This is a genomic window from Pseudomonas sp. HUK17 (assembly GCF_001566765.1).
This window is the reverse complement of record NZ_LSMW01000015.1, coordinates 181,999-201,191: the sequence shown is the minus strand read 5'-3', so window position 1 is coordinate 201,191 and position 19,193 is coordinate 181,999. Positions and strand designations below refer to the sequence as shown.

General features: G+C 65.6%; 21 protein-coding genes. 11 read left to right on the top strand and 10 right to left on the bottom strand.

Features of this window, described 5'->3' with window-relative positions:
- Window positions 1–72: 72 nt before the first annotated feature.
- The 3 genes from AX284_RS11260 to AX284_RS11250 all read right to left on the bottom strand — a co-directional run bounded on the left by AX284_RS11260 (window position 73) and on the right by AX284_RS11250 (window position 2,243).
- The gene (locus tag AX284_RS11260; RefSeq protein ID WP_017639693.1) at window positions 73–537 is read right to left on the bottom strand and encodes a glycine zipper 2TM domain-containing protein; all 465 of its coding nucleotides are present in this window, start codon (window positions 535–537) and stop codon (window positions 73–75) included.
- A 132-nt stretch (window positions 538–669) separates the two neighbouring features.
- A complete protein-coding gene (gene pdxH / locus AX284_RS11255; RefSeq protein ID WP_068385475.1) occupies window positions 670–1,317 on the bottom strand; it encodes a pyridoxamine 5'-phosphate oxidase in 648 nt (215 codons plus the stop codon).
- A gap of 80 nt (window positions 1,318–1,397) precedes the next feature.
- Window positions 1,398–2,243, bottom strand: coding sequence for an OmpA family protein (locus tag AX284_RS11250; protein ID WP_068385472.1), 846 nt, complete (start codon window positions 2,241–2,243; stop codon window positions 1,398–1,400).
- 307 nt (window positions 2,244–2,550) lie between these two features.
- Here AX284_RS11250 and AX284_RS11245 point away from each other — a divergent pair, with 307 nt between their 5' ends.
- Together AX284_RS11245 and AX284_RS11240 are read left to right on the top strand one after the other, a co-directional pair.
- Window positions 2,551–2,970 carry a hypothetical protein gene (locus AX284_RS11245; protein ID WP_017639690.1) on the top strand — a complete coding sequence of 140 codons (420 nt, stop codon included), beginning with the start codon at window positions 2,551–2,553 and terminating at the stop codon, window positions 2,968–2,970.
- A gap of 255 nt (window positions 2,971–3,225) precedes the next feature.
- Window positions 3,226–3,819 carry an NYN domain-containing protein gene (locus AX284_RS11240; protein WP_017639689.1) on the top strand — a complete coding sequence of 198 codons (594 nt, stop codon included), beginning with the start codon at window positions 3,226–3,228 and terminating at the stop codon, window positions 3,817–3,819.
- A gap of 9 nt (window positions 3,820–3,828) precedes the next feature.
- Here the strand turns inward: AX284_RS11240 and AX284_RS11235 are convergent, their stop codons facing one another.
- The 4 genes from AX284_RS11235 to AX284_RS11220 form a co-directional block, all read right to left on the bottom strand.
- On the bottom strand, window positions 3,829–4,974 hold the full coding sequence (locus AX284_RS11235) for a serine hydrolase domain-containing protein (RefSeq protein WP_068385469.1): 1,146 nt from the start codon (window positions 4,972–4,974) through the stop codon (window positions 3,829–3,831).
- A gap of 253 nt (window positions 4,975–5,227) precedes the next feature.
- Entirely contained in the window at window positions 5,228–7,372 is a 2,145-nt protein-coding gene (gene dinG, locus AX284_RS11230; protein WP_068385466.1) for an ATP-dependent DNA helicase DinG, read from the bottom strand.
- A gap of 135 nt (window positions 7,373–7,507) precedes the next feature.
- The gene (locus AX284_RS11225; RefSeq protein ID WP_017638810.1) at window positions 7,508–7,768 is read right to left on the bottom strand and encodes a DUF1145 domain-containing protein; all 261 of its coding nucleotides are present in this window, start codon (window positions 7,766–7,768) and stop codon (window positions 7,508–7,510) included.
- A gap of 90 nt (window positions 7,769–7,858) precedes the next feature.
- Window positions 7,859–8,518 (bottom strand): OmpA family protein, encoded by a 660-nt coding sequence (locus AX284_RS11220; protein ID WP_064306594.1) that lies wholly within the window; start codon window positions 8,516–8,518, stop codon window positions 7,859–7,861.
- Window positions 8,519–8,653: 135 nt separating this feature from the next.
- On the opposite strand from AX284_RS11220, the gene AX284_RS11215 reads away from it, so the two are divergent.
- Together AX284_RS11215 and AX284_RS11210 are read left to right on the top strand one after the other, a co-directional pair.
- Window positions 8,654–9,151 (top strand): DUF6231 family protein, encoded by a 498-nt coding sequence (locus tag AX284_RS11215; RefSeq protein WP_068385463.1) that lies wholly within the window; start codon window positions 8,654–8,656, stop codon window positions 9,149–9,151.
- Window positions 9,152–9,161: 10 nt separating this feature from the next.
- On the top strand, window positions 9,162–9,626 hold the full coding sequence (locus AX284_RS11210; protein ID WP_202401800.1) for a YchJ family protein: 465 nt from the start codon (window positions 9,162–9,164) through the stop codon (window positions 9,624–9,626).
- A 12-nt stretch (window positions 9,627–9,638) separates the two neighbouring features.
- Here AX284_RS11210 and AX284_RS11205 read toward each other — a convergent pair whose 3' ends face one another.
- On the bottom strand, window positions 9,639–10,205 hold the full coding sequence (locus AX284_RS11205) for a hypothetical protein (protein ID WP_068385456.1): 567 nt from the start codon (window positions 10,203–10,205) through the stop codon (window positions 9,639–9,641).
- A 169-nt stretch (window positions 10,206–10,374) separates the two neighbouring features.
- Between AX284_RS11205 and AX284_RS11200 the strand changes: the two genes are divergently transcribed.
- Both AX284_RS11200 and AX284_RS11195 read left to right on the top strand, forming a co-directional pair.
- Entirely contained in the window at window positions 10,375–10,857 is a 483-nt protein-coding gene (locus AX284_RS11200; RefSeq protein WP_064306598.1) for an LEA type 2 family protein, read from the top strand.
- A 1-nt stretch (window position 10,858) separates the two neighbouring features.
- The gene (locus AX284_RS11195) at window positions 10,859–11,056 is read left to right on the top strand and encodes an SEC-C metal-binding domain-containing protein (protein ID WP_017638816.1); all 198 of its coding nucleotides are present in this window, start codon (window positions 10,859–10,861) and stop codon (window positions 11,054–11,056) included.
- 121 nt (window positions 11,057–11,177) lie between these two features.
- On the opposite strand, the gene AX284_RS11190 is transcribed toward AX284_RS11195, so the two are convergent.
- Window positions 11,178–12,671: a RimK family protein gene (locus AX284_RS11190; RefSeq protein WP_064306599.1), complete on the bottom strand. Its 1,494-nt coding sequence runs from the start codon at window positions 12,669–12,671 to the stop codon at window positions 11,178–11,180.
- A gap of 139 nt (window positions 12,672–12,810) precedes the next feature.
- Here AX284_RS11190 and AX284_RS11185 point away from each other — a divergent pair, with 139 nt between their 5' ends.
- The 3 genes from AX284_RS11185 to yghU all read left to right on the top strand — a co-directional run bounded on the left by AX284_RS11185 (window position 12,811) and on the right by yghU (window position 15,819).
- Window positions 12,811–13,905 carry a GNAT family N-acetyltransferase/peptidase C39 family protein gene (locus AX284_RS11185; RefSeq protein WP_068385453.1) on the top strand — a complete coding sequence of 365 codons (1,095 nt, stop codon included), beginning with the start codon at window positions 12,811–12,813 and terminating at the stop codon, window positions 13,903–13,905.
- A 65-nt stretch (window positions 13,906–13,970) separates the two neighbouring features.
- Window positions 13,971–14,873: an AraC family transcriptional regulator gene (locus AX284_RS11180; protein WP_017638820.1), complete on the top strand. Its 903-nt coding sequence runs from the start codon at window positions 13,971–13,973 to the stop codon at window positions 14,871–14,873.
- 112 nt (window positions 14,874–14,985) lie between these two features.
- On the top strand, window positions 14,986–15,819 hold the full coding sequence (gene yghU, locus AX284_RS11175) for a glutathione-dependent disulfide-bond oxidoreductase (RefSeq protein ID WP_068385450.1): 834 nt from the start codon (window positions 14,986–14,988) through the stop codon (window positions 15,817–15,819).
- A 34-nt stretch (window positions 15,820–15,853) separates the two neighbouring features.
- Here the strand turns inward: yghU and AX284_RS11170 are convergent, their stop codons facing one another.
- Window positions 15,854–17,245 carry a CoA transferase gene (locus tag AX284_RS11170; RefSeq protein ID WP_082731547.1) on the bottom strand — a complete coding sequence of 464 codons (1,392 nt, stop codon included), beginning with the start codon at window positions 17,243–17,245 and terminating at the stop codon, window positions 15,854–15,856.
- 162 nt (window positions 17,246–17,407) lie between these two features.
- Between AX284_RS11170 and AX284_RS11165 the strand changes: the two genes are divergently transcribed.
- Both AX284_RS11165 and AX284_RS11160 read left to right on the top strand, forming a co-directional pair.
- On the top strand, window positions 17,408–18,451 hold the full coding sequence (locus tag AX284_RS11165; protein ID WP_064306602.1) for an SDR family oxidoreductase: 1,044 nt from the start codon (window positions 17,408–17,410) through the stop codon (window positions 18,449–18,451).
- A gap of 92 nt (window positions 18,452–18,543) precedes the next feature.
- Window positions 18,544–19,083 carry a DsbA family protein gene (locus AX284_RS11160; protein WP_064306603.1) on the top strand — a complete coding sequence of 180 codons (540 nt, stop codon included), beginning with the start codon at window positions 18,544–18,546 and terminating at the stop codon, window positions 19,081–19,083.
- Window positions 19,084–19,193 lie beyond the last annotated feature (110 nt).

Here is a 19,193-nt window from a genome sequence, read left to right as displayed (position 1 = left end):
CGACTCGCAGTCTAGCGATTCGGACACCCGCTCTGGAAGGGCAAGGACGTACCTTCCGGTACGCCCGAGAAATCAGTTGGGCGCGACGCGGCTGGTGCCGTTGACGGTCAGGATGCGCACCCGCTCGCCGACGCGGAAGATCTCACCCTTGTTGACCGCCTGCACATAGGCACGCGAGCCGCCGTCATCTTCCTTCACGGTGATCTCAACGCCGTTGGCCTTGGTAAAGCCCTCTTCGGTGGCCGAGCCCAGCAGGCCGCCCGCCACCGCACCGATGATGGCGGTCACGAAACTGCCACGGCCACCGCCGATGGCACTCCCGCCAATACCGCCGACCACGGCACCAGCCCCGGCCCCGATGGGCGACTTGGTGCCCTCGATGGTGACCGGACGCAGGGCGGTGATGGTACCGGTACGGACCGTCTGCACCTGCCGGGCCTCGTCACGCGAATAGACGTCGCCGGACTGATCCGAGGCGCAGCCGGCCAGCAGGGCGACGGCGGTCAGGGAGGCGGCGAGCTGAAGGACTCTGTTCATGGGGCAACTCCAAGGGCAGTTGAAAGACACTGGCCGCACCCACAAGGATGCAGGCGCAGATCGCTATTATCCTTGACCCAGGGCATCCAGGGAGGTTTCCGGTGACTGTAACCCGGGTACCTTGCGAACGCCTTAAGGCGCCAGGCGCTGGCGCTGCCACTCACCGTCGAGGCGCTGGTAGTCCAGCCGATCATGGAGGCGACTGGAGCGGCCCTGCCAGAATTCGATGCGCTGGGGCCTCAGGCGATAGCCACCCCAGAACGGCGGTCGGCTCGGCTCGCCGTCGGCGAAGCGCTGTTGCACCGTGGCCAGACGCTGCTCCAGTTCGTGACGGTCGGCGATGACCTGGCTCTGCGGCGAGGCCCAGGCCCCCAGGCGACTACCCAGTGGGCGGACCCGGTAGTAGGCGTCGGACTCCTCGACCGACACCTGCTCCACCAGGCCTTCGATGCGCACCTGGCGTTCCAGCGCCGGCCAGAAGAAGGTCATGGCCGCGCGCGGCTGCCTGGCCATTTGTTGGCCCTTGGCGCTGTCGTAATTGGTGTAGAAGACGAAGCCCTGGGGATCGACGCCCTTGAGCAACAGCACGCGGCAATGGGGCTGCCCCTCGTCATCGACGGTAGCCAGCCAGCAGGCGTTGGCTTCGACGGGCGGCTGCTCGGTGCGTACCGCCTCTTCGAACCACTGCCCGAATAGGGCATAGGGATCCGCGGGTGCCTGGGCTTCGGTCAGGCCGTCGCGGGTGTAGTCGCGACGCATATCGGCGAGGGACGGTGACATGGAAGTCTCCTGCTAGGTCGGTATCGACCTAGCTTAACCAAGTCCCGCCTGGCTCGCCTGCTTCAGGACAAGCTTTGTAGCTAGCGCGCCGCCAAGGACTGCAGGCTGGCCAGCACGGTCGCGCGCGGCTGGATCAGCACCTCGACCCGGCGATTGACAGCACGGCCGGCGGCGGTGGTGTTGTCGGCACGCGGATGAGCGGCGGCCAGGCCACGCACGATCAGGCGATTGCCGCTGTAGCCGCTGAGACGGAAGATGGCCGCCACGGCCTGGGCGCGCTGCAGGCTGATCTTGTCGTTGAGCGCCGCGGCACCGGTGCTGTCGCTGAAACCGAGCACGATGACGGCGCTGTCTTCGTCCACGCTCACCGACTTGGCCGAGCGCGACAGTGGGCCGAGCATCACCGGCAGCAGCATCTCGGCGCGATCCGGGTTGAAGGAGCTATCGACCGGCGCCACCAGCACCAGCGCATCATCGCGACGTTCGACCTTGACGTTGCTGCCGGCCACGGCCACGCGCAGCTTCTGCTCGTGCTCGTCCAGCCAGGCCTTGCTGACCTTGACCGGTACCGGCTTGAGCGCTTCCGCCTTGGCGACGGGCTTGACGTCTTCGCTACCGAAGGGCCACCACCAGTGACCGCCCTTCTCACCCGCCGCAGCGGCCTGCTCCGGCTTGGCCGCCGGTGCCTTCGCCACGACCTTGGTGTCGGCCTTGGGCTCGGCGGCCTTGGCCACCGGCTTGACCGGTTCGGCAGCCTTGTCGCTACCGCCGAACGGCCACCACCAGTGTCCGCCGTTGGCGGCGGTGCTGGCTTGAGCAGTGCCTGGCTTGGCAGGCGCAGTGGCCTGGTCGCCAGTGCCCTGGAAGGAACTGCAGGCAGATACGCCCATGCAGAGAATGAGGGTGGTGGATTTGATCAGCTTCATGCAAAGTTTCCCATCGGCGAGCCGGAGGACAGAGTGAATCAATGCCCCGGCCAGAGCCGGCGGCATGAGTGAACTTAAAGTAGTTTCGAGATTGTGGCCGCAAACCTACGCCGGGCAAAGCGGTGGAGTCACGAAATTTGCGTGTATGCCGACCAGTGGCGTGTCCTTGCTCAAGACAAGGGGAAAATCCGCTCGGTCCTGCGTACCTCACTCGATGGTTCTCCGAGGGCCCGAAGCGACAAGAGGGGTCAGCCGTGAGTCCGCATCCGTTTCCAGCAAAGGCACCAGGCCAGCAGGAGGCTTGATCATGGAAGGCTTCGTCGATGTCGCGACGCTCAAGGACCTGGCCGCCAGGTCCGACGCCATCACGCAGGCGTGCCGCTGCCAGCAGCGGGATCTTTCGGGATGGACCGCCTGGCCGGTGGGCTACCGGGAAACGGACTTTGCGCAGATCGGCACCCTGGGGCGCCACGCGCCTGAGGAGGCGATCCTCGAGGAGTATCATCCGGCAGGCACCCACTACTGGTCGAATGCCGCCCCCATCGCTCCGCGCTTCCATCCCTACAACCAGAGCACGCTATGGCGGTGCCTGGGCTGCCAGCGTCTCTACCTGAGGCATAACGACGACGGGGCCTACCATGTGGCACCACGAATCCGGCTGCTGCAGCCGGCGCTGATCGTCGATGCAGCCCACGCCAACGATGGGCGGGAAGCCACTGTGACGTGACCTCACCTATGCCAGTTGTCACCCGCGATGGCTAGGCGATCATGCGGGCGCTGGCGACCTGGCACGACGCAAACGGCGATCCAAAGGCCGCTCCCCCGTCCGCTCCCCCGTCCGCAGCCGCTCTAGCTCGCGGTATCGGAAGATGCCGCTCGTTAGCTGCAGCGAAAACCGGGAATTAAGCCCACAATAGACGCCGCGCATCCCGCGTGCGGGTGTGCGCCCATCAACGGTAAAAGACCTGGTCCCAGCAATACGATGGCAACTACAACTCGAACGGGCGTCGCCTGGTTTGTCGACGGTGCCTACGCCCTGAGCGCCTGGAACGGCTCGGTATACGGCGCCAAATTCGACTATCTCAAACTACGGCTCTTCATCGAAGAGGATGCGGGCGAACCCATAGGCGACGCCTACTACTTCAACTGCGATAGCGACCCGCCCACCGTCGCCCAGACCAACTTCAACAAGTTTCTCAGCTCGGCGCCGCCCAAGGGTGCAGGCCTGAGGGTCAAGCTCTACTGGCTGCAGAGCAAGGCCCACGAATGGCCTACCTCGGCGGGCGGAGGGCCGATCCTGCATCCGGTGACGGGCGAGCAGTACACCACCAAGAGCCAGAAAGGCGTCGATGTCGGCCTGGCCTTCAACCTGATGCGCTCCCATGCCAAGCGCGGCTGGAAGAAGCTCTACCTGGTGGCGGGCGACGGCGATTTCCACGAGGTGGTGCAATACCTGGTGGAAAACGAAGGCGTGGAGGTCACGGTGATCGGCGCGCACTTCTCTATCAGCGGCGAGATCGCGCCCTATGTCCGGGTGATCGAATTCAAGGACATCGAGACGGCCATCGCCCGCTAGCCCAGCGCCTCAAAGACACTCCCCTACCGCGCGTGCCAGGGCCTGGGCGCGCGGATCCATCAATACATAGGGTCCCAGGGTGTTGGTGACGAAGCCGAAGGCCACCTCGCGCTCCGGATCGGCGAAGCCGGTCGAGCCGCCCGCCCCCGGATGGCCGAAGGCCTGAGGCCCGAGGCCATAGGTGGCGTTGGCCTGGTCCGGTTGATCGAGCATGAAGCCTAGGCCGAAGCGGGTCGGCGTCAAGAGCGTACGGTCTTCGCCCTGACTGTGCTCCACCAAAGCCTCGCTCAAGGTCTCCCATTCCAGCAGATCGCCAGCCAGCAGGCCGGCATAGAAGCCGGCCAGGCTGCGTGCATGGCCGTGGCCGTTGGCGGCCGGCTGATGGAAGCGGCGCCACTCCGCCTTGTTGGTGCTGGTGAGCACGCCGGATGGATTGCCAAAGGCCAGGGTCGGCAAGGCGCCCGGATCGCTCATGGTGGTCTTGAGCAGGCGCTGCGCGGCGGCATCACCCAGCACCCCCTTGCCGCGTACGATATGGGCGACGCGCTCGTCTTCGCTCGCCGGCAGACCGATGTGGAAATCCAGATCCAGGCGCTCGGCGGTCCGGGCCACGATGGCCTCGCCCGGGCCACGGCCGTCGGCGCGACGGATCAGTTCACCCAGCAGCCAGCCAAAGGTGATAGGGGCATAGCCATGGGCGGTGCCGGGCGTCCACCAGGGTGCCTCGGCGGCGACCGCGGCGGTCATGGTGTCCCAGTCGTACAGGGCGTCACCCGCCAGGCGTTCGCGCAAGGCGGAGACGCCGGAGCGATGACTAAGCAAATGGCGCAGAGTGATGTCGGCCTTGCCGGCCGCAGCGAATGCCGGCCAGCGTTCGGCGACCGGGGCATCGAGGGCCAGCTTGCCCTCCTCCACCAACTGCAACGCCGCCACCGTGGTGAAGGCCTTGGTGCAGGAGAACAGATTGAGCAGGGTATCGGTGTGCCAGGGCGTCTGGCCGTCCTTGTCGGCCATCCCGCCCCAGAGATCCAGCACGGTTTCACCACCGACCTGGACGCACAGCGCCGCCCCGCGGGTCTGGCCGGCGGCCAGCAACTCGGCGAAGGCCTCGCGGACGGATTCGAATCTCAGGTCGTGATAGCCGTGGACGGTCATGGGTTTTCCTGGGTAGATGAGGTATTGCCGGGCACGGGGCCACGATCAGGCAGTTGATCATACCGCCAAGCGGGACGCCCTCACCCCAACCCTCTCCCCGAGGGAGTGGGAGCTGTCTGCGTAGGCGTTCAGCGGTAGGTTGGGTTGAGCGTAGCGAAGCCCAACGGCCATTGCCTCGGCGTCAGGCCTGTTGGGCTTCGACGATAGAGCCGTCTCAGCCCAACCTACGGCTTATCGTAGCCAGGGCCACCCCTTACTGGATCTCCCGCCGGAACGGCGGCAGCGCATTGAGGATGGCCTTGCCGTAGCGCTGGGTCACCAGGCGGCGATCCAGCAGCGAGATGGTGCCGCTGTCCTGCTCGGTACGCAGCAACCGACCGCAGGCCTGGATCAGCCGCAGCGAGGCATCGGGCACGGCGATCTCCATGAAGGGATTGCCACCGCGAGCCTCGATCCACTCGGCCAGGGCGGCTTCCACCGGATCGTCCGGCACGGCGAAGGGGATCTTGGCGATGACCACGTGCTCGCAGTAGGCACCGGGCAGGTCGACCCCTTCCGCAAAGCTGGCAAGACCGAACAGCACGCTGGCCTCGCCGTCATCGACGCGCTTCCTGTGCTTGTTGAGGGTCTCCTGCTTGGACAGGTTGCCCTGGATCAGCACCCGCTTGCGCCAGTCCCGTTCCAGGCCGTCGAAGACGTCCTGCATCTGCCGCCGCGAGGAAAACAGCACCAGGGCGCCACGCGCGCCCTCCAGCATGGCCGGCAATTCGCGGACGATGGCCGCGGTGTGCTCGGCCGCATTGCGCGGATCGGCCTTGAGATCCGGCACCCGCAGCACCCCGGCCTCGGCGTGACGGAACGGGCTGGGCACCACGGCGGTGGCCGCCGAGCGCGGCAGGCCTGATCTCATGCGGAAGCGGTCGAAGGTGCCCAGGGCGGTCAGGGTCGCCGAGGTCACCAGGGCGCCGTAGGCGACGTTCCACAGATGACGCCGCAGCATCTCGGCGGCGAGGATGGGGCTGGCGTTGACCTCGATGTCGTACAGCGAACCCGTTTCCGCCAGGGTCATCCAGCGCGCCATGGGCGGGCTGTCTTCCGGGTCTTCGCAGGTAAAGGCCGTCCACAGCTCCCAGTTGCCCTGGGCGCGGGCCAGCAGACTGCCGAACAGCGGATACCACTCCTCGGCCTGGTAGCTGGCGAGGCCAATGCTGGACTCGCCGTCCATGGCCTGCTTGAGCATCTCGGTCAGGCGGGTGAACAGATCGGTGAGCTTGGCGAAGCCTTTCTTGAGCTCGATGCCCATTTCCCGCAGGTCTTCGGGAATGACCCCGCCGACGAAGCGGTGGCGCGGCCGTTCCCGGCCTTCCATGTCCTCGCCGGCGCGGAAATCGGCCAGAGCCTCGCAGGCGGTGAACATGAATTGCTGCTGGGTGCGGATTTCCCGCGCCAACTCCGGCACCTGCTCCACCAGCCGGCCGAGATCGCCCGGCAGGGGGTGCTGGGCCAACAGCTTGGTGAGATTCTTGGCGATCTGCTCCAGCCACTCGGCGGTGGATCTCAGCCGGGTGAAATGGGCGAAGTGGCCGATGGCCTTGTCCGGCAGGTGGTGGCCTTCGTCGAACACATAGAGGGTGTCGCGCGGATCCGGCAGGATGGCACCGCCACCCAGGGCCAGGTCGGCCAGTACCAGGTCATGGTTGGTGACGATGACATCGACCTTGGTCATGCCTTCGCGCGCCCGGTAGAAGGCGCACTGCTGGAAATTCGGGCAATGGCGATTGGTGCACTGGCTGTGGTCGGTGGTGATGCGCGACCACTGCACGTCCTCGATGGCTTCCGGCCAGCTGTCGCGATCACCGTCCCAGCGATTGCCGGCCAGGCGCTCGATCATCTTGCCGAACAATTCGTTGGACGCCTCGTCCACGTCGATCTTGAAGCCATCCTCGGCGAACAGCTGGGCGGTGGCGTTCTGCGCCTGGCCTTCCTGGAGCAGCATATCGAGCTTGGACAGACACAGGTAGCGGCCACGGCCCTTGGCCAGGGCGAAGCTGAAGGACAGCCCGCTGTTGCGCAGGATGTCCGGCAGGTCCTTGTGCACGATCTGCTCCTGCAGTGCCACCGTCGCCGTGGCGATGACCAAGCGCTTACCAGCCGCCTTGGCCGCGGGGATGGCGGCCAGGGCGTAGGCCACGGTCTTGCCGGTACCCGTGCCCGCCTCCACCGCCACCACGGCCGGCTCACCTTCGCGATGGCCCTCCTCGTCCTGGGCGATGGCGCCCAGGCCCTTGGCGGTTTCCGCGATCATCAATCGCTGGCCGTAGCGCGGCTTGAGCGACTTGGCTTCGAGGAAACGCGTGTAGGCGCCCTGGATCTGGGTCTTGAGTTCGGTGCTGAGCATGCCTGGTTCCGGGCGATGGCAAAGCAGCGCCACGTCCGGCGGACGAGCGCTGTATGCATCTACAGTAATGGATCTTGGGCGCTATGATAACGCGCCTGTCGTCAGGATGCGCCCGACGTTGTGGTCGCAGGCCGATCAGGCGCTCGGCAGCTGAGGGGGCAGGCGATGAAAGGCGCCAAAGATCAACAGGCTCAGGCGGTCGAGCCAGGGGTGGCGACGCAGACGCAAGGCACGACGGCTGGCGAAGACTTCGCCCAGATGGAGCAGCAGCAGGGCCAGGGCGACCAGCGCGAGCAATTCGGGGAAAGGACGAGCGAGAGGCAGAGCGAGGGCGGCGGCTGCGGCGAGCCAGAACAGCAGGAGGAGGACTTTGCCGGTAAGGGACAGGGTTTTCATGGATTCCAGCAGGAGGACGAGATGGATCGGACCATAACGCCTATCGCCGGAAAAAGTAAAGGCGGCGGACCAGGGTCCGCCGCCGGTGCATCACTCGCGGTCGATCTGGATTTCGACGCGGCGGTTGGTGGCACGGCCTTCAGCGGTCTCGTTGGTGGCGATTGGCTGACGCTCGCCCATGCCCTTCACGGACACGACGCTGGCCGCCGGCACACCGGCCTGGATCAGGTAGTTGCTGACCGACTTGGCACGACGCTCGGACAGACGCTGGTTGTAGGCATCGGTACCCTTGCTGTCGGTGTGACCGGTGATCGACAGGCGGGTGCTGGCGGCTTCGCCACGCAGACGGCCGGCGATACCATCGAGCTGAGCACGATCCTGCGGGCTGACCTCGGCGGAGTCGAAGGCGAAGTGCAGGTCACGGGCGGTGATCACTTCCTGCTTGGGCAGCGGTGCCGGTGCGGGAGCCGGTGCGGGCGCCGGAGCCGGGGCCGGGGCGGGTTCCATGCGAGCGACCTGCTCGTTGCCCTTACCATGCACCCAGCAATAGGCGCCAGCGGTGGTGCCGATACCCAGGGCCGCCATGCCGGCGACGTTACCGCTCTGAGTAGCACCTGCCGCGCCGCCGACCAGGGCGCCGACCGCTGCGCACACCGGCCAATCGGATTTCTGTACGCCGCCCGCACAACCAGCCAGCACGGTGCTTGCCAGGATGAGGGGTAAAGCTGTCCTTGCGATGCTCTTGCTCATGAAGGGTCTCCTATAGACCGGGTGCCGCGAGTTAGGCTCGTCTTTCGTTTTATGGCGCTGTCAGACTAATGGTGGCGTACACATCTTGACAACGCTGGTTGCTTAGTCAATCGCGATTTGATTAGGGTTCCCTTAATGGCAAACATATTCTCCTCCCGCACCCCGCAACAGGCTCTGGCAAGCCTGCTCGAGCACCACCAGCCCAAGCGCCTGCTCTGTGTGGCGCGCGAGCCGCTGCCAGCGCTTGAGGCCTATGCCGAGGCCCATCCGCACTGCCAGGTGGTGCAGGCAGCGGTGCCCCTGGATGACCCAGCGCTGCTGGCCGAGCGCTACGACCTGGTGATCGTCGCCGATTGCCTGGAACACCTGCCGCTGCGCCAGGGCCGCGAATTGCTCGGCGGCCTGCGCAACCTCAACACCTCGCGCCTGGCGGTGCTGGTGGACCTGGCCGCCAGCGACTGGCAGGTGACAGACTTCTACGCCCTCGCCCTGCAGGCCAGCGAGCGCTTCGCCCGCGAGGGCCAGGTGGTCACCCTGTTCAGCTATGATCTGCACGACTACAAGCAGGTCCCGGACTGGCTCAATGCCAAGTTCTGGGCCAATCCGCAGAATTTCGGCAAGTACTGGTGGTGAGATGCAACTAATGGCCCCCTGCCCCTGTGGCTCGGACCGCTCGCTCGGCGACTGTTGCGGAGCCTTTCATGCCGGAACTCCGGCGCCCAATGCCGAATGGCTGATGCGTTCGCGCTACAGCGCCTATGTGCTAGGGCTGATCGACTACCTGGTAACCACCACGGCGCCTGCCCAGCAGGAGCAGTTGGACCGGGAGGCCCTGGCGGCCTGGAGTCTGGGCAGTCGCTGGCAAGGGTTGCAGGTGCTGGAGCATCGCCCCGAGCCGGGGGATCCCGCCCATGCCCGGGTCAGCTTCGTGGCGCGCTGGGAGGATGGGCGCGGCGCCCATCGCCATGAAGAGCACTCGGGCTTCGTCCAGCGCGAGGGACGCTGGTACTTCCTCGATCCGACCGTACGCCCCCTGCCGGGTCGCAACGACGCCTGCCTGTGTGGCAGCGGCGCCAAGTTCAAGAAGTGCTGCGCCGGCTTCCTGTAACGCCGGCCGCGCTCATTCCTTGACCAGCGTCAGGTGATCGGTATCAGGGACCGCTACGGGTAGCGGCTCGGACGCCGGCCCCAGGTCGCTGCCCACCGGCGCCAGACTCAGGTGTGAGAGATCGACTCGCGGCGACGCCACGGGTGCGGCCTCATCCTGGAGATCGGCGCCCACCGGTGCCAGGCCGAAATCCGGCGCCTGGATATCAACGAAGGCCGCCATCACGGCATCCCGGGGAGCAACCGACAGAGATCCACGCTCGGCGGAAGGTCGCGAGGCGGTCGCCGCGGGGGCTGGGGTAGGCCCCCGCGACTCGGCAGGTGCGGCAGCCGGCTCGATCGTCTCGGCCATGGGCACGACCTCCACCAGCGCCCCCGCCTGGGCCAGGGTGGCGCGATAGCGCTCGGCCGTGGCGGCATCGAGGCGGTTCTTGATGATCATGCGGCGACCGGAAAAGAGCACGGCGATGCGCTGTTCATCCGCCTGAAACAGACGCATCAGATTCTGTCGGGTCTGCTGCGCATCGGCGCCAGCGACCAGTTCGCCTTGGAAGGCGATTTCATAGAGCACGGCGGACATGACAACCTCCTCGGTCACGGCAAGAGCTGCAGGATGCAACGTCGCGCCGGAGTGGTCCAGTCCGCACGGTCGCCTGGCCCAGGCGTTTTTTTGTTAGCCTGTGCCGAAGCGGCCCCGACTTGTGCAGCAATCGGTGCTTGTTAAACTGCGCAGAAAACGGGAGTGCCGCATGCTTCGCCAGGCCTTGTTCATCACCCTGCTCGGCGTCCTGCTGAGCAGCCTTGGCGGTTGTACCTACATCGGGCGCAACTATGACGAGCCTCAGGTCGAACTGACCGGCGTGGAGCTGATCCGTGCGCGGCTGTGGAGCCAGGATTTCGTGCTGCACTTCCGCGTCCAGAATCCCAACGACAGCGCCCTGCCCGTACGTAGCCTGGCCTACACCGTCTACCTGAACGATCTGCTGCTGTCCCAGGGCGTCGCCAACCTGCATGCGTCAGTTCCCGCCAACGGTCGACGCAGCTTCTCCGTACCGGTGCAGACCAATCTGTGGCGTTACGTGAAGGACGTGGGCCGCATGCTCGAAGACCCTGAGCAGCCGATCAGTTACCGCCTGCGTGGCCGGGTGAAGACCGGTTGGCTGTTCGGCCGCAGTGTCCATTTTTCTCGCCAGGGACAGTTCGTGCCTGGCGCCTACATCCCGGAGTTATGAGATGAACCAACACGTCCACGGTCCCGATTGCAATCACGACCACGATCACGACCATGGCCATGGGCACCACGTCCACGGCCCGCACTGCAACCATGGTCATGCCCAGGAGCCGGTGCGCAATCCGCTGAAGGAAGTGGGTCGCAACGATCCCTGCCCGTGCGGCAGCGAGAAGAAATTCAAGAAGTGCCACGGCGCCTGAGCCCGTTTCCGTAGGTTGGGCTGAGGCGGTTCTACCGTCGAAGCCCAACATAGCGGAGTCAGCCTGGACTGTTGGGCTTCGCTACGCTCAACCCAACCTACCCCTCCACGACCCTGGCGCGTTACCAGGGTTGTCCGCCGCGTTGCGATTCCAGCCGCCGGATGAATTCCTCCAGCACCAGGGCGTAGAGATCGTCCTTGAGCACCAGATCTTCTACCCCGCAATCGATGTTGGGGTTGTCGTTGACCTCGATCACCGCCAGCTTGTCGCCCGCCTGTTTCAGATCCACGCCATAGAGACCATCGCCGATCAGATTGGCGGTGCGTACCGCCAGTTCGACCACCGCATGGGGCGCGTCCTGCACCGCCAGAGTGCGGAAATCGCCGCTGACCTCGGTGGCGCTGGCGCTGTGGTCGTAGATCTGCCAGTGGCCCTTGGACATGAAGTACTGGCAGGCGAAGATCGGCTCCTGGTTCAGCACACCGATGCGCCAGTCGTATTCGGTGTAGAAGAACTCCTGGGCCAGCAGCAGCACCGAGCGCTCGAACAGCTCGGCGCTGGCCTTGCGCAGCTGCGCCGCGTCCTCGACCTTGATGACGCCCCGGGAAAAGGAGCCATCGGGAATCTTCAACACCAGCGGAAAGCCCAGCCGCTCGCCGAGGCCTTCGAGCTGGCCGGGATTGTCCTTGTAGAGGATCTCGGTCGCCGGCATGTCCAGCTTGTGGGCGCGCAAGAGGTCGGCCAGATAGACCTTGTTGGTGCATCTGAGGATCGAGCGTGGATCGTCCATCACCACCAGACCCTCGCTTTCGGCCTTCTTGGCAAAGCGATAGGTATGGTGGTCGATAGCGGTGGTCTCGCGGATGAACAGGGCGTCGAATTCACCCAGCCGCGCGTAATCCTTCTTTTCGATCAGCTCCACGTCCAGCCCCAGGTGCTTGCCGACGCGCACGAAATTCTTCAGCGCCTTGGCATCTGACGGCGGAAAGGCTTCCTTGGGGTCATGCAAGATGGCCAGGTCGAAACGATATTTTTCACGCCGCCCCGGCTTGAGCCAGACGCGGCGACTGAAACCGTCAAGGGCGTTGGCGAATTGATCTTCCTGCTGTTCGTGCAGCTTGTGGATGCTGCCCAGCTTGAGGCCGCCGATGTGCCAGCCAGCGCGGTCGCGGCGGAATTCCACCAGCAGCAGCGGACAGGGAAAGGCCTCGAATACCTGGCGCGCCAGATCCTGTAGAGGCGCGATGTCGGTGTTGCCGAAATAGAGCGTGAGGGTGAAGCCGTCGGCGCTACCGTAGGGATGACCGGCCAGCGCCTTGGTCAGCAGCTTGTCCAGGTCCTCCAGCGCCAGGCCATAGAGCGACTTGCGCGCCAGTTCGCTGATGGTACGCACCGAGGGGATGACCTTGTGCCCCCGGGCTTCGGCGAGCAGCGAACAGTAGTAGCCGTGGCCGAGGTACTTCTGGCTGCGGCAGAGGTTGATCACCTGCACGCGTTTGCCATTGTCCTGTTCGTTGGATTGCTCCAGGTATTCCTGGGCGGTGATGACGTCTTCGCTGGGATAGTAGGACGACCAGTCTTCCTTGCGTTCCACGACGATATACAGCTTGCTCACTGGACCTCCTGGTTGCGGGGCGTGGTCCCGGTGGAAACCCGGATGCCGCCGGACCACTCCAACTGTTGTAACGCGGGTGCTATTAACCGTTGCTTAACCATGCCAGGCTGCCCGCTCTGCTCCAGGAGAATCCTTCGCGATGAGTTTCATGCTCAGGCCCGCCGGGCTGGACGATCTGGCGGCACTGGTCGATCTGGAAGCCCGCTGCTTCAGCTATGACCGCCTTTCCCGGCGCAATTTCCACTACATGCTCACCCGTGCGAACGCGGTCCTGATCCTGGCGGAAAACGACCGCCAGGTGGCCGGTTACGCCCTGGTGCTGTTCCACCAGAACACTTCTCTCGCCCGGCTCTATTCCATCGCCGTCGATCCGGACGCGCGCGGTCATCGCCTGGGCCAGCGCCTGTTGGAGGCTGCCGAAGCCGAGGCGGTGGAGCGCGACTGCGCCTACCTGCGCCTGGAGGTCCGACCGGACAACGCCGCCGCCATCGCCCTCTACGAGCGCAACGGCTATCTGCCCTTCGCCACGGTGGAGGACTATTACGAAGACCACAGCCAGGCGCTGCGCTTCGAGAAGCGCATCCGCCAGCCGCGCGAGGGCCAGGCCCGACCGGTGCCCTTCTATCGTCAGACCACCGACTTCACCTGCGGCCCGGCCAGCCTGCTGATGGCCATGGGCGCGCTGCAGCCGGGCCGCCCGCTGGAGCGGCGCGAGGAGCTGCGACTGTGGCGCGAAGCCACGACCATCTACATGACTGCGGGCCATGGTGGTTGCGGCCCCCATGGCTTGGCCCTGGCGGCGCTGCGCCGTGGCTTCAAGGTGACCCTGCAGGTCAATACGCGCGGCCCGCTGTTCCTCGACGGCGTGCGCAGCGAGGAGAAGAAGGAGGTCATGCGTCTGGTGCACGAGGACTTCAGCGCCGAGGTCAAGCAATCGCCCATCGAGCGGCTCTACCGTACCCGCCTGGACGTGGCCGCCTGGGTCGCCGAGGGCGCTTTTCCACTGGTGTTGATCAGCTCCTTCCGGCTGACCAAGGCCAAGGGACCTCATTGGGTGCTGGTCACCGACTGCGACGAGGACTTCGTCTACCTGCACGATCCCGATGTCGACCACAGCCAGCACCGTCGCGAACTGGACTGCCAGCACATTCCCGTGTCCCACGCCGAATTCGACAAGATGAGTCGCTTTGGTCGCGGCAAGCTGCGTGCGGCGGTAGTCCTGCGGGCAGGGTGAGGCGGGGTTGCACGGTGGCGCGAACAGGGCCAGGATCAGGACCAAGAACAATGACGGGGCGGTCCATGAGTCAGGCCTTGCGCAAGAACAACCCTTCCTACGAGTTGATGGAGGACCTGAGCGGTCACTCGGTCATCTACCGGGAGCATGGCTTTCCCTGCCCGCTGGTGCGCTGGCATTTCCACAAGGAATACGAGCTGCACCTGATCGTGGCCAGTTCGGGGACCGCCTTCATTGGCGACTATATCGGCAACTTCTATCCGGGCAGCCTGTTCCTGACCGGTCCGCATCTGCCACACAACTGGATCAGCCGCGTCGCCGAGGGCGAGGTGGTGGCCAAGCGCGACATGCTGGTCAACTTCACCAACGAGACGGTGGATAACGCCACGGCGGTGTTTCCCGAACTTAGCGGCCTGGCACCGCTGCTGGAACGTGCCCGCTATGGCATCGAATTCCAGGATCCGCAATTGATCGCCCGCGCCGAGGTGTTGCTGCAGCAGATCTCCGAGAGCGGCGGTGCCACCCGCCTCGGCCATTTTCTGGTGTTGATGGAGGCGCTGGCCACGTCGGAGCGCTATCAGCTGCTGTCCGGCAGCGTCGAACCGGCCACGGCCAGCGAACAGGCGGTGGATCGCACCAACCGGGCGCTGAATTTCATCTTCGATCACTACCAGCGTGACTTCACCCAGGAAGAAGTGGCCGAGCACCTGGGCATGACGCCCACCTATTTTTCCCGCTTCTTCCGTCAGGCTACCGGTCGCACCTTCGTCGAATTCGTCAACAGCCTGCGCATCAGCAAGGCCTGCGAGATGCTCTCCCACAGCAGCATGCCGGTTACCGATATCTGCTTCGAGGCCGGCTTCAACAACATCTCCAACTTCAATCGACGCTTCCACCAGCTCAAAGGCATGACCCCGCGGCAATACCGTAGCCTGACGGTGCAGCGCCTGACCGAACAGAACGCCTGAACGGCTTTCCTTGATCCGGTTTGTTGCCAGCTTGAGAGCCATTGAACAGACCTGGCGCAAAGTTCGGTTATGATCGAACTACCCATCCGTGTCGACCGAGGACAGAGCCACCATGAGCGAACCCTACACGCCCCCACGCGTCTGGACCCCCACTACCTCCGGCGGCAACTTCGCCAGCATCAACCGCCCCATCGCCGGCGCGACCCATGACCAGGAGCTGCCAGTCGGCGAGCACCCCTTCCAGCTCTACTCCCTGGGTACGCCCAATGGCATGAAGGTGACCATCCTGCTGGAGGAACTGCTGGCGCTAGGGCACACCGACGCCGAATACGACGCCTGGCTGATCCGTATCGGGGAAGGTGATCAATTTTCCAGCGGTTTCGTCGAGATCAACCCGAACTCCAAGATCCCGGCCCTGGTGGATCGTCGCGGCGCCGAACCGCTGCGTGTCTTCGAGTCCGGCGCCATCCTGCTCTATCTCGCCGACAGCTTTGGCGCCTTCATTCCCAAGGATCACGCCGGTCGCACCGAGACGCTGAACTGGCTGTTCTGGCAGATGGGTTCGGCGCCCTTCCTGGGTGGCGGCTTCGGGCATTTCTATGCCTATGCGCCGGAAAAGCTCGAATACCCCATCAACCGCTACGCCATGGAAGCCAAGCGCCAGCTCGATGTCCTCGACCGCCTGTTGGCCGAGCGCCGCTATGTGGCCGGCGAGGACTACGGCATCGCCGGCATCGCCATCTGGAGCTGGTACGGCAACCTGGTGCTGGGTCAGTTGTACAACGCCGCGGAATTCCTTTCCGTGCAGGACTACCAGCACGTGCAGCGCTGGGCCCAGGCCATCGCCGCGCGGCCGGCGGTGCAGCGTGGCCGTAGGGTCAATCGCACCTGGGGTGAGCCGGGCGAGCAACTGGCCGAGCGGCATTCGGCCAGCGACCTGGACTGACCCAACGAGCGGTGGCAGAAGGGATCTGCTGCCGCTAGCGCCCCCAGTCCGCCGTGGCGGAGCCGAGTCGCGTCGCGGGGCGACGCCACTGCAGCTCGACCGCGCCGATCCTGAGCGGCGCCCGCAGGCGCACCGCCGGTCCCCAGGCGGTGGGTTCCCGAGCGTCACCGTAGTCCTGCGCCTCGGGTCCTCGATACATCGGTCCACCGCTCGCACCTGGTCGCTCGGTCAGCAGCACGGCGGTACGGGCGAGGGACAGCCGCGCCGTCACTGCCAGCCCTTCCCGTTGACGCCGTGCCAGCCCGCGCAGGGCAGCGGCAGCCATGAGATAGCCAGTGGCATGGTCGAGCGCCTGCACCGGCAAGGGTACCGGCGTCTCCACCCCTTGCCAGGCACTGCCAGCCGCTGCGATGCCGCAGGACATCTGCACCAGGCTGTCGTAGCCCCGTCGTAGTGCCCAAGGACCACTCCAGCCGTAGGCACAGAGGGACACATCGATCAGGCTGGGATTGAGCGCGCGTCGCTGTACGTCTCCATAACCCAGCTGCTCCAGCGCATCAGCGCGATAACCGTGAACCAGGATGTCCGCCTCGGCCAGCAGCGCCGCGAACCTCTGGCGGTCGGCGGGCCGCCTGAGATCGAGCCGCGCGCAGCGCTTGCCCAGGGTGACCTCGGGCGCCTGGGCCGGTTCGTCCCAGGCGGGCGGATCGATCCGCAGCACCTCGGCGCCCAGCCCGGCCAGCAGGCGGGTGGCGATGGGCCCGGCGAGGATGCGGGTCAGGTCGAGGACGCGAATGCCCTGCAAGGGGCGTTGTGGATCAGGGCGCCAGTCGCGCGCGGTGGCAATGGCTGTCCATTCCTGGGCGATCAGCGGTTCGGCGCGCACCGCTTGCCCCTGGGAATGCGCCTGCCACTCCGCCTGGCTGCGCAGCCTCGCCGCGCAACCTCCGGCGTTGACGATGGCCGTCTCCAAGGCTTCGCCCGACCAGCCGGCCGTGGCCTGTACCACGGCGTCCTGGCGGTTGGCACAGCCCAGGACGGCAAGGGCACGCTCGCGGTGGTGGGGCGCATTGGCATGTAACCGTAGCCAGCCGTCACAGGTGCGGTAATCACCCGTGATGGGATCCCAGACGGCGGGCAACTCCCAGCCCAGGGGACGCAGGGACGTCTTGAACCAGGCCGCGGCGAGATGTCGGTCCACCTGTACCGGCAATCCGGGCGCCCCTTCGGCCAGCAGATCGGCGGTGGCCAGGCCGGCGACCCCGATCGCCGCCGTGGCGAGATCGCTGACCGGGAAGCAGGAGGCCAGGCTGTCGTCGCCCAGGACCTGCAGGTTCGTCGCCTGGGCGGCAGGCATACCAAGGGCGACCACGAGTTCGCTGAGCAAGGCGTGAAAGGCGGCAGGCGTACGGGACGGGTTGGCCAAGGCGAGGTCCTCCGCGGCAGCAGGCAGTACTGCAACAGTAACCCTGCCTGTACGAGCAGGACACCAGCGTTCGTCCGCCTACCGTCCAGCCCGACGCGGGGACAAATCGCCCGGCACAAGGGTCTCCCCTTCATCGCCTCACCACACCCTATCGGAGACCCCATGACCGAACGACAGCTGCTCATCGCCGGTGCCAGCGGCATCATCGGCCAGGCCGTGCTGGAGGCCTTCGCCAAGGCCGGCTGGTCCATTACCACCGTTGGCCGCTCGAAACAGGGCCCAAGCCGCTTTCCCCATCTGACCGCCGACCTGCTGGACCAGGACAGCCTGGCAGCGGCCAAGGCCGATCTGGCCGGCGTGACCCATCTCTTCTACAGCGCCCTCAAGCCGAACCCCGATCCAGGCGTGGAGGCGGACGAGAACGCCGCCATGCTGGAGAACCTGGTGGGCGCGGTGCGTAGCGCCGGAGCACCCCTGGCCCGCATCACCTTCGTCCAGGGCGGCAAGATCTACGGCGCTCACCTGGGGGTCTACAAGACGCCGGCCCGCGAAGACGACAGTCGTCACTTCCCGCCCAATCTCTACTTCCGCCACGAAGACTTCGTCCGCAGTCTCGAAGGTGATGGCATTCGCTGGACGGCGCTGAGGCCCGACATCGTCATCGGCCATTCCCTGGGATCAGCCATGAATCTGGGCAACCTCATCGGCCTCTATGGCGCGCTCTGTCGCGAGACCGGCACGGCCATGCAGTTTCCCGGAACGGAGCAGGCCTATCGCGGTGCCCTGGTCAACGTCACCGCCGCGCCGCTATTGGGCGAGGCCGCGGTCTGGGCAGCGGAAGAAGAACGCGATGGCGCCTACAACCTCACCAATGGCGACGTCTTCCGCTGGAGTCACGTCTGGCCGCAGCTGGCCGACTGGTTCGGGCTGGAGGTGGGCGAGCCGCAACCCATCTCCCTGGCCCAGCGCCTGACCGCACTGAAACCGGTCTGGCAGGCGCTGGCAGAGCGCGAAGGATTGGCCGAGGCCGATCCCGAACGGATCGCACCCGGCGCTTTCGGCGACTTCATCTTCCATGTCGAGAAAGACGCCATCTTCGACGTGACCAAGGCGCGGCAGGCTGGCTTCGGGCGGATGATCCTGAGGTCCGACGAGGTCTTGCTCGCGCACCTGGAGGACATGCGTCGGCGTCGACTCATTCCCTGAGCCGTCTCGCGCCGTCCTGAACAGTCGAAAACGCTAGGGGCAGCGCATGGTCTCATTCGCACCGCCTCGCTCACTTCCGTTGGAGTTACACGATGTACGCCGACACCCTCACCTGGGGCCATGGCCCCCGCACCTTCGAAGTCTTTCTCGAGCCTACCTGTCCCTTCTCGGTCAAGGCCTTCAACAAGCTCGACGACCTGCTGGCCCAGGCCGGCCCTGAGCGGATCACCCTGAAGATCCGCCTGCAATCCCAGCCCTGGCACCTGTTCTCCGGGGTGGTGGTGCGCTGCGTCCTGGCCGCCGCTACCCTGGAAGGTGGCAAGGAAAGTGCCAAGGCGGTCTTGGCGGCGGTGGCCGCCCACCGCGAGGAGTTCGAGTTCAAGGATCACGCCACCGGGCCCAACCGTGAGGCCACACCCAACGACATCATCGCGCGTCTGGAGCGTTACAGCGGCCTGGCCCTGGCCGACGCCTTCGCCAAGCCGGACCTGCAGCACGCCATCAAGTGGCACTGCAAGTACGCCCGGCAGAACGGCATCCATGTCTCGCCGACCTTCATGATCGATGGCCTGGTGCAGCCGGACATGAGCAGCGGCGATTCGGTCGCGGACTGGATCGCCAGGCTGGATTGAACACCGGGGCTCAGGGCGGAGAGGAGGTGTAGCCTCGTCCCTGACGCTATGCTCGGCGGCGTTCCTCCGACCCGAGACAGACTCCCATGACCTTTCCTGCTGGAGCTCTA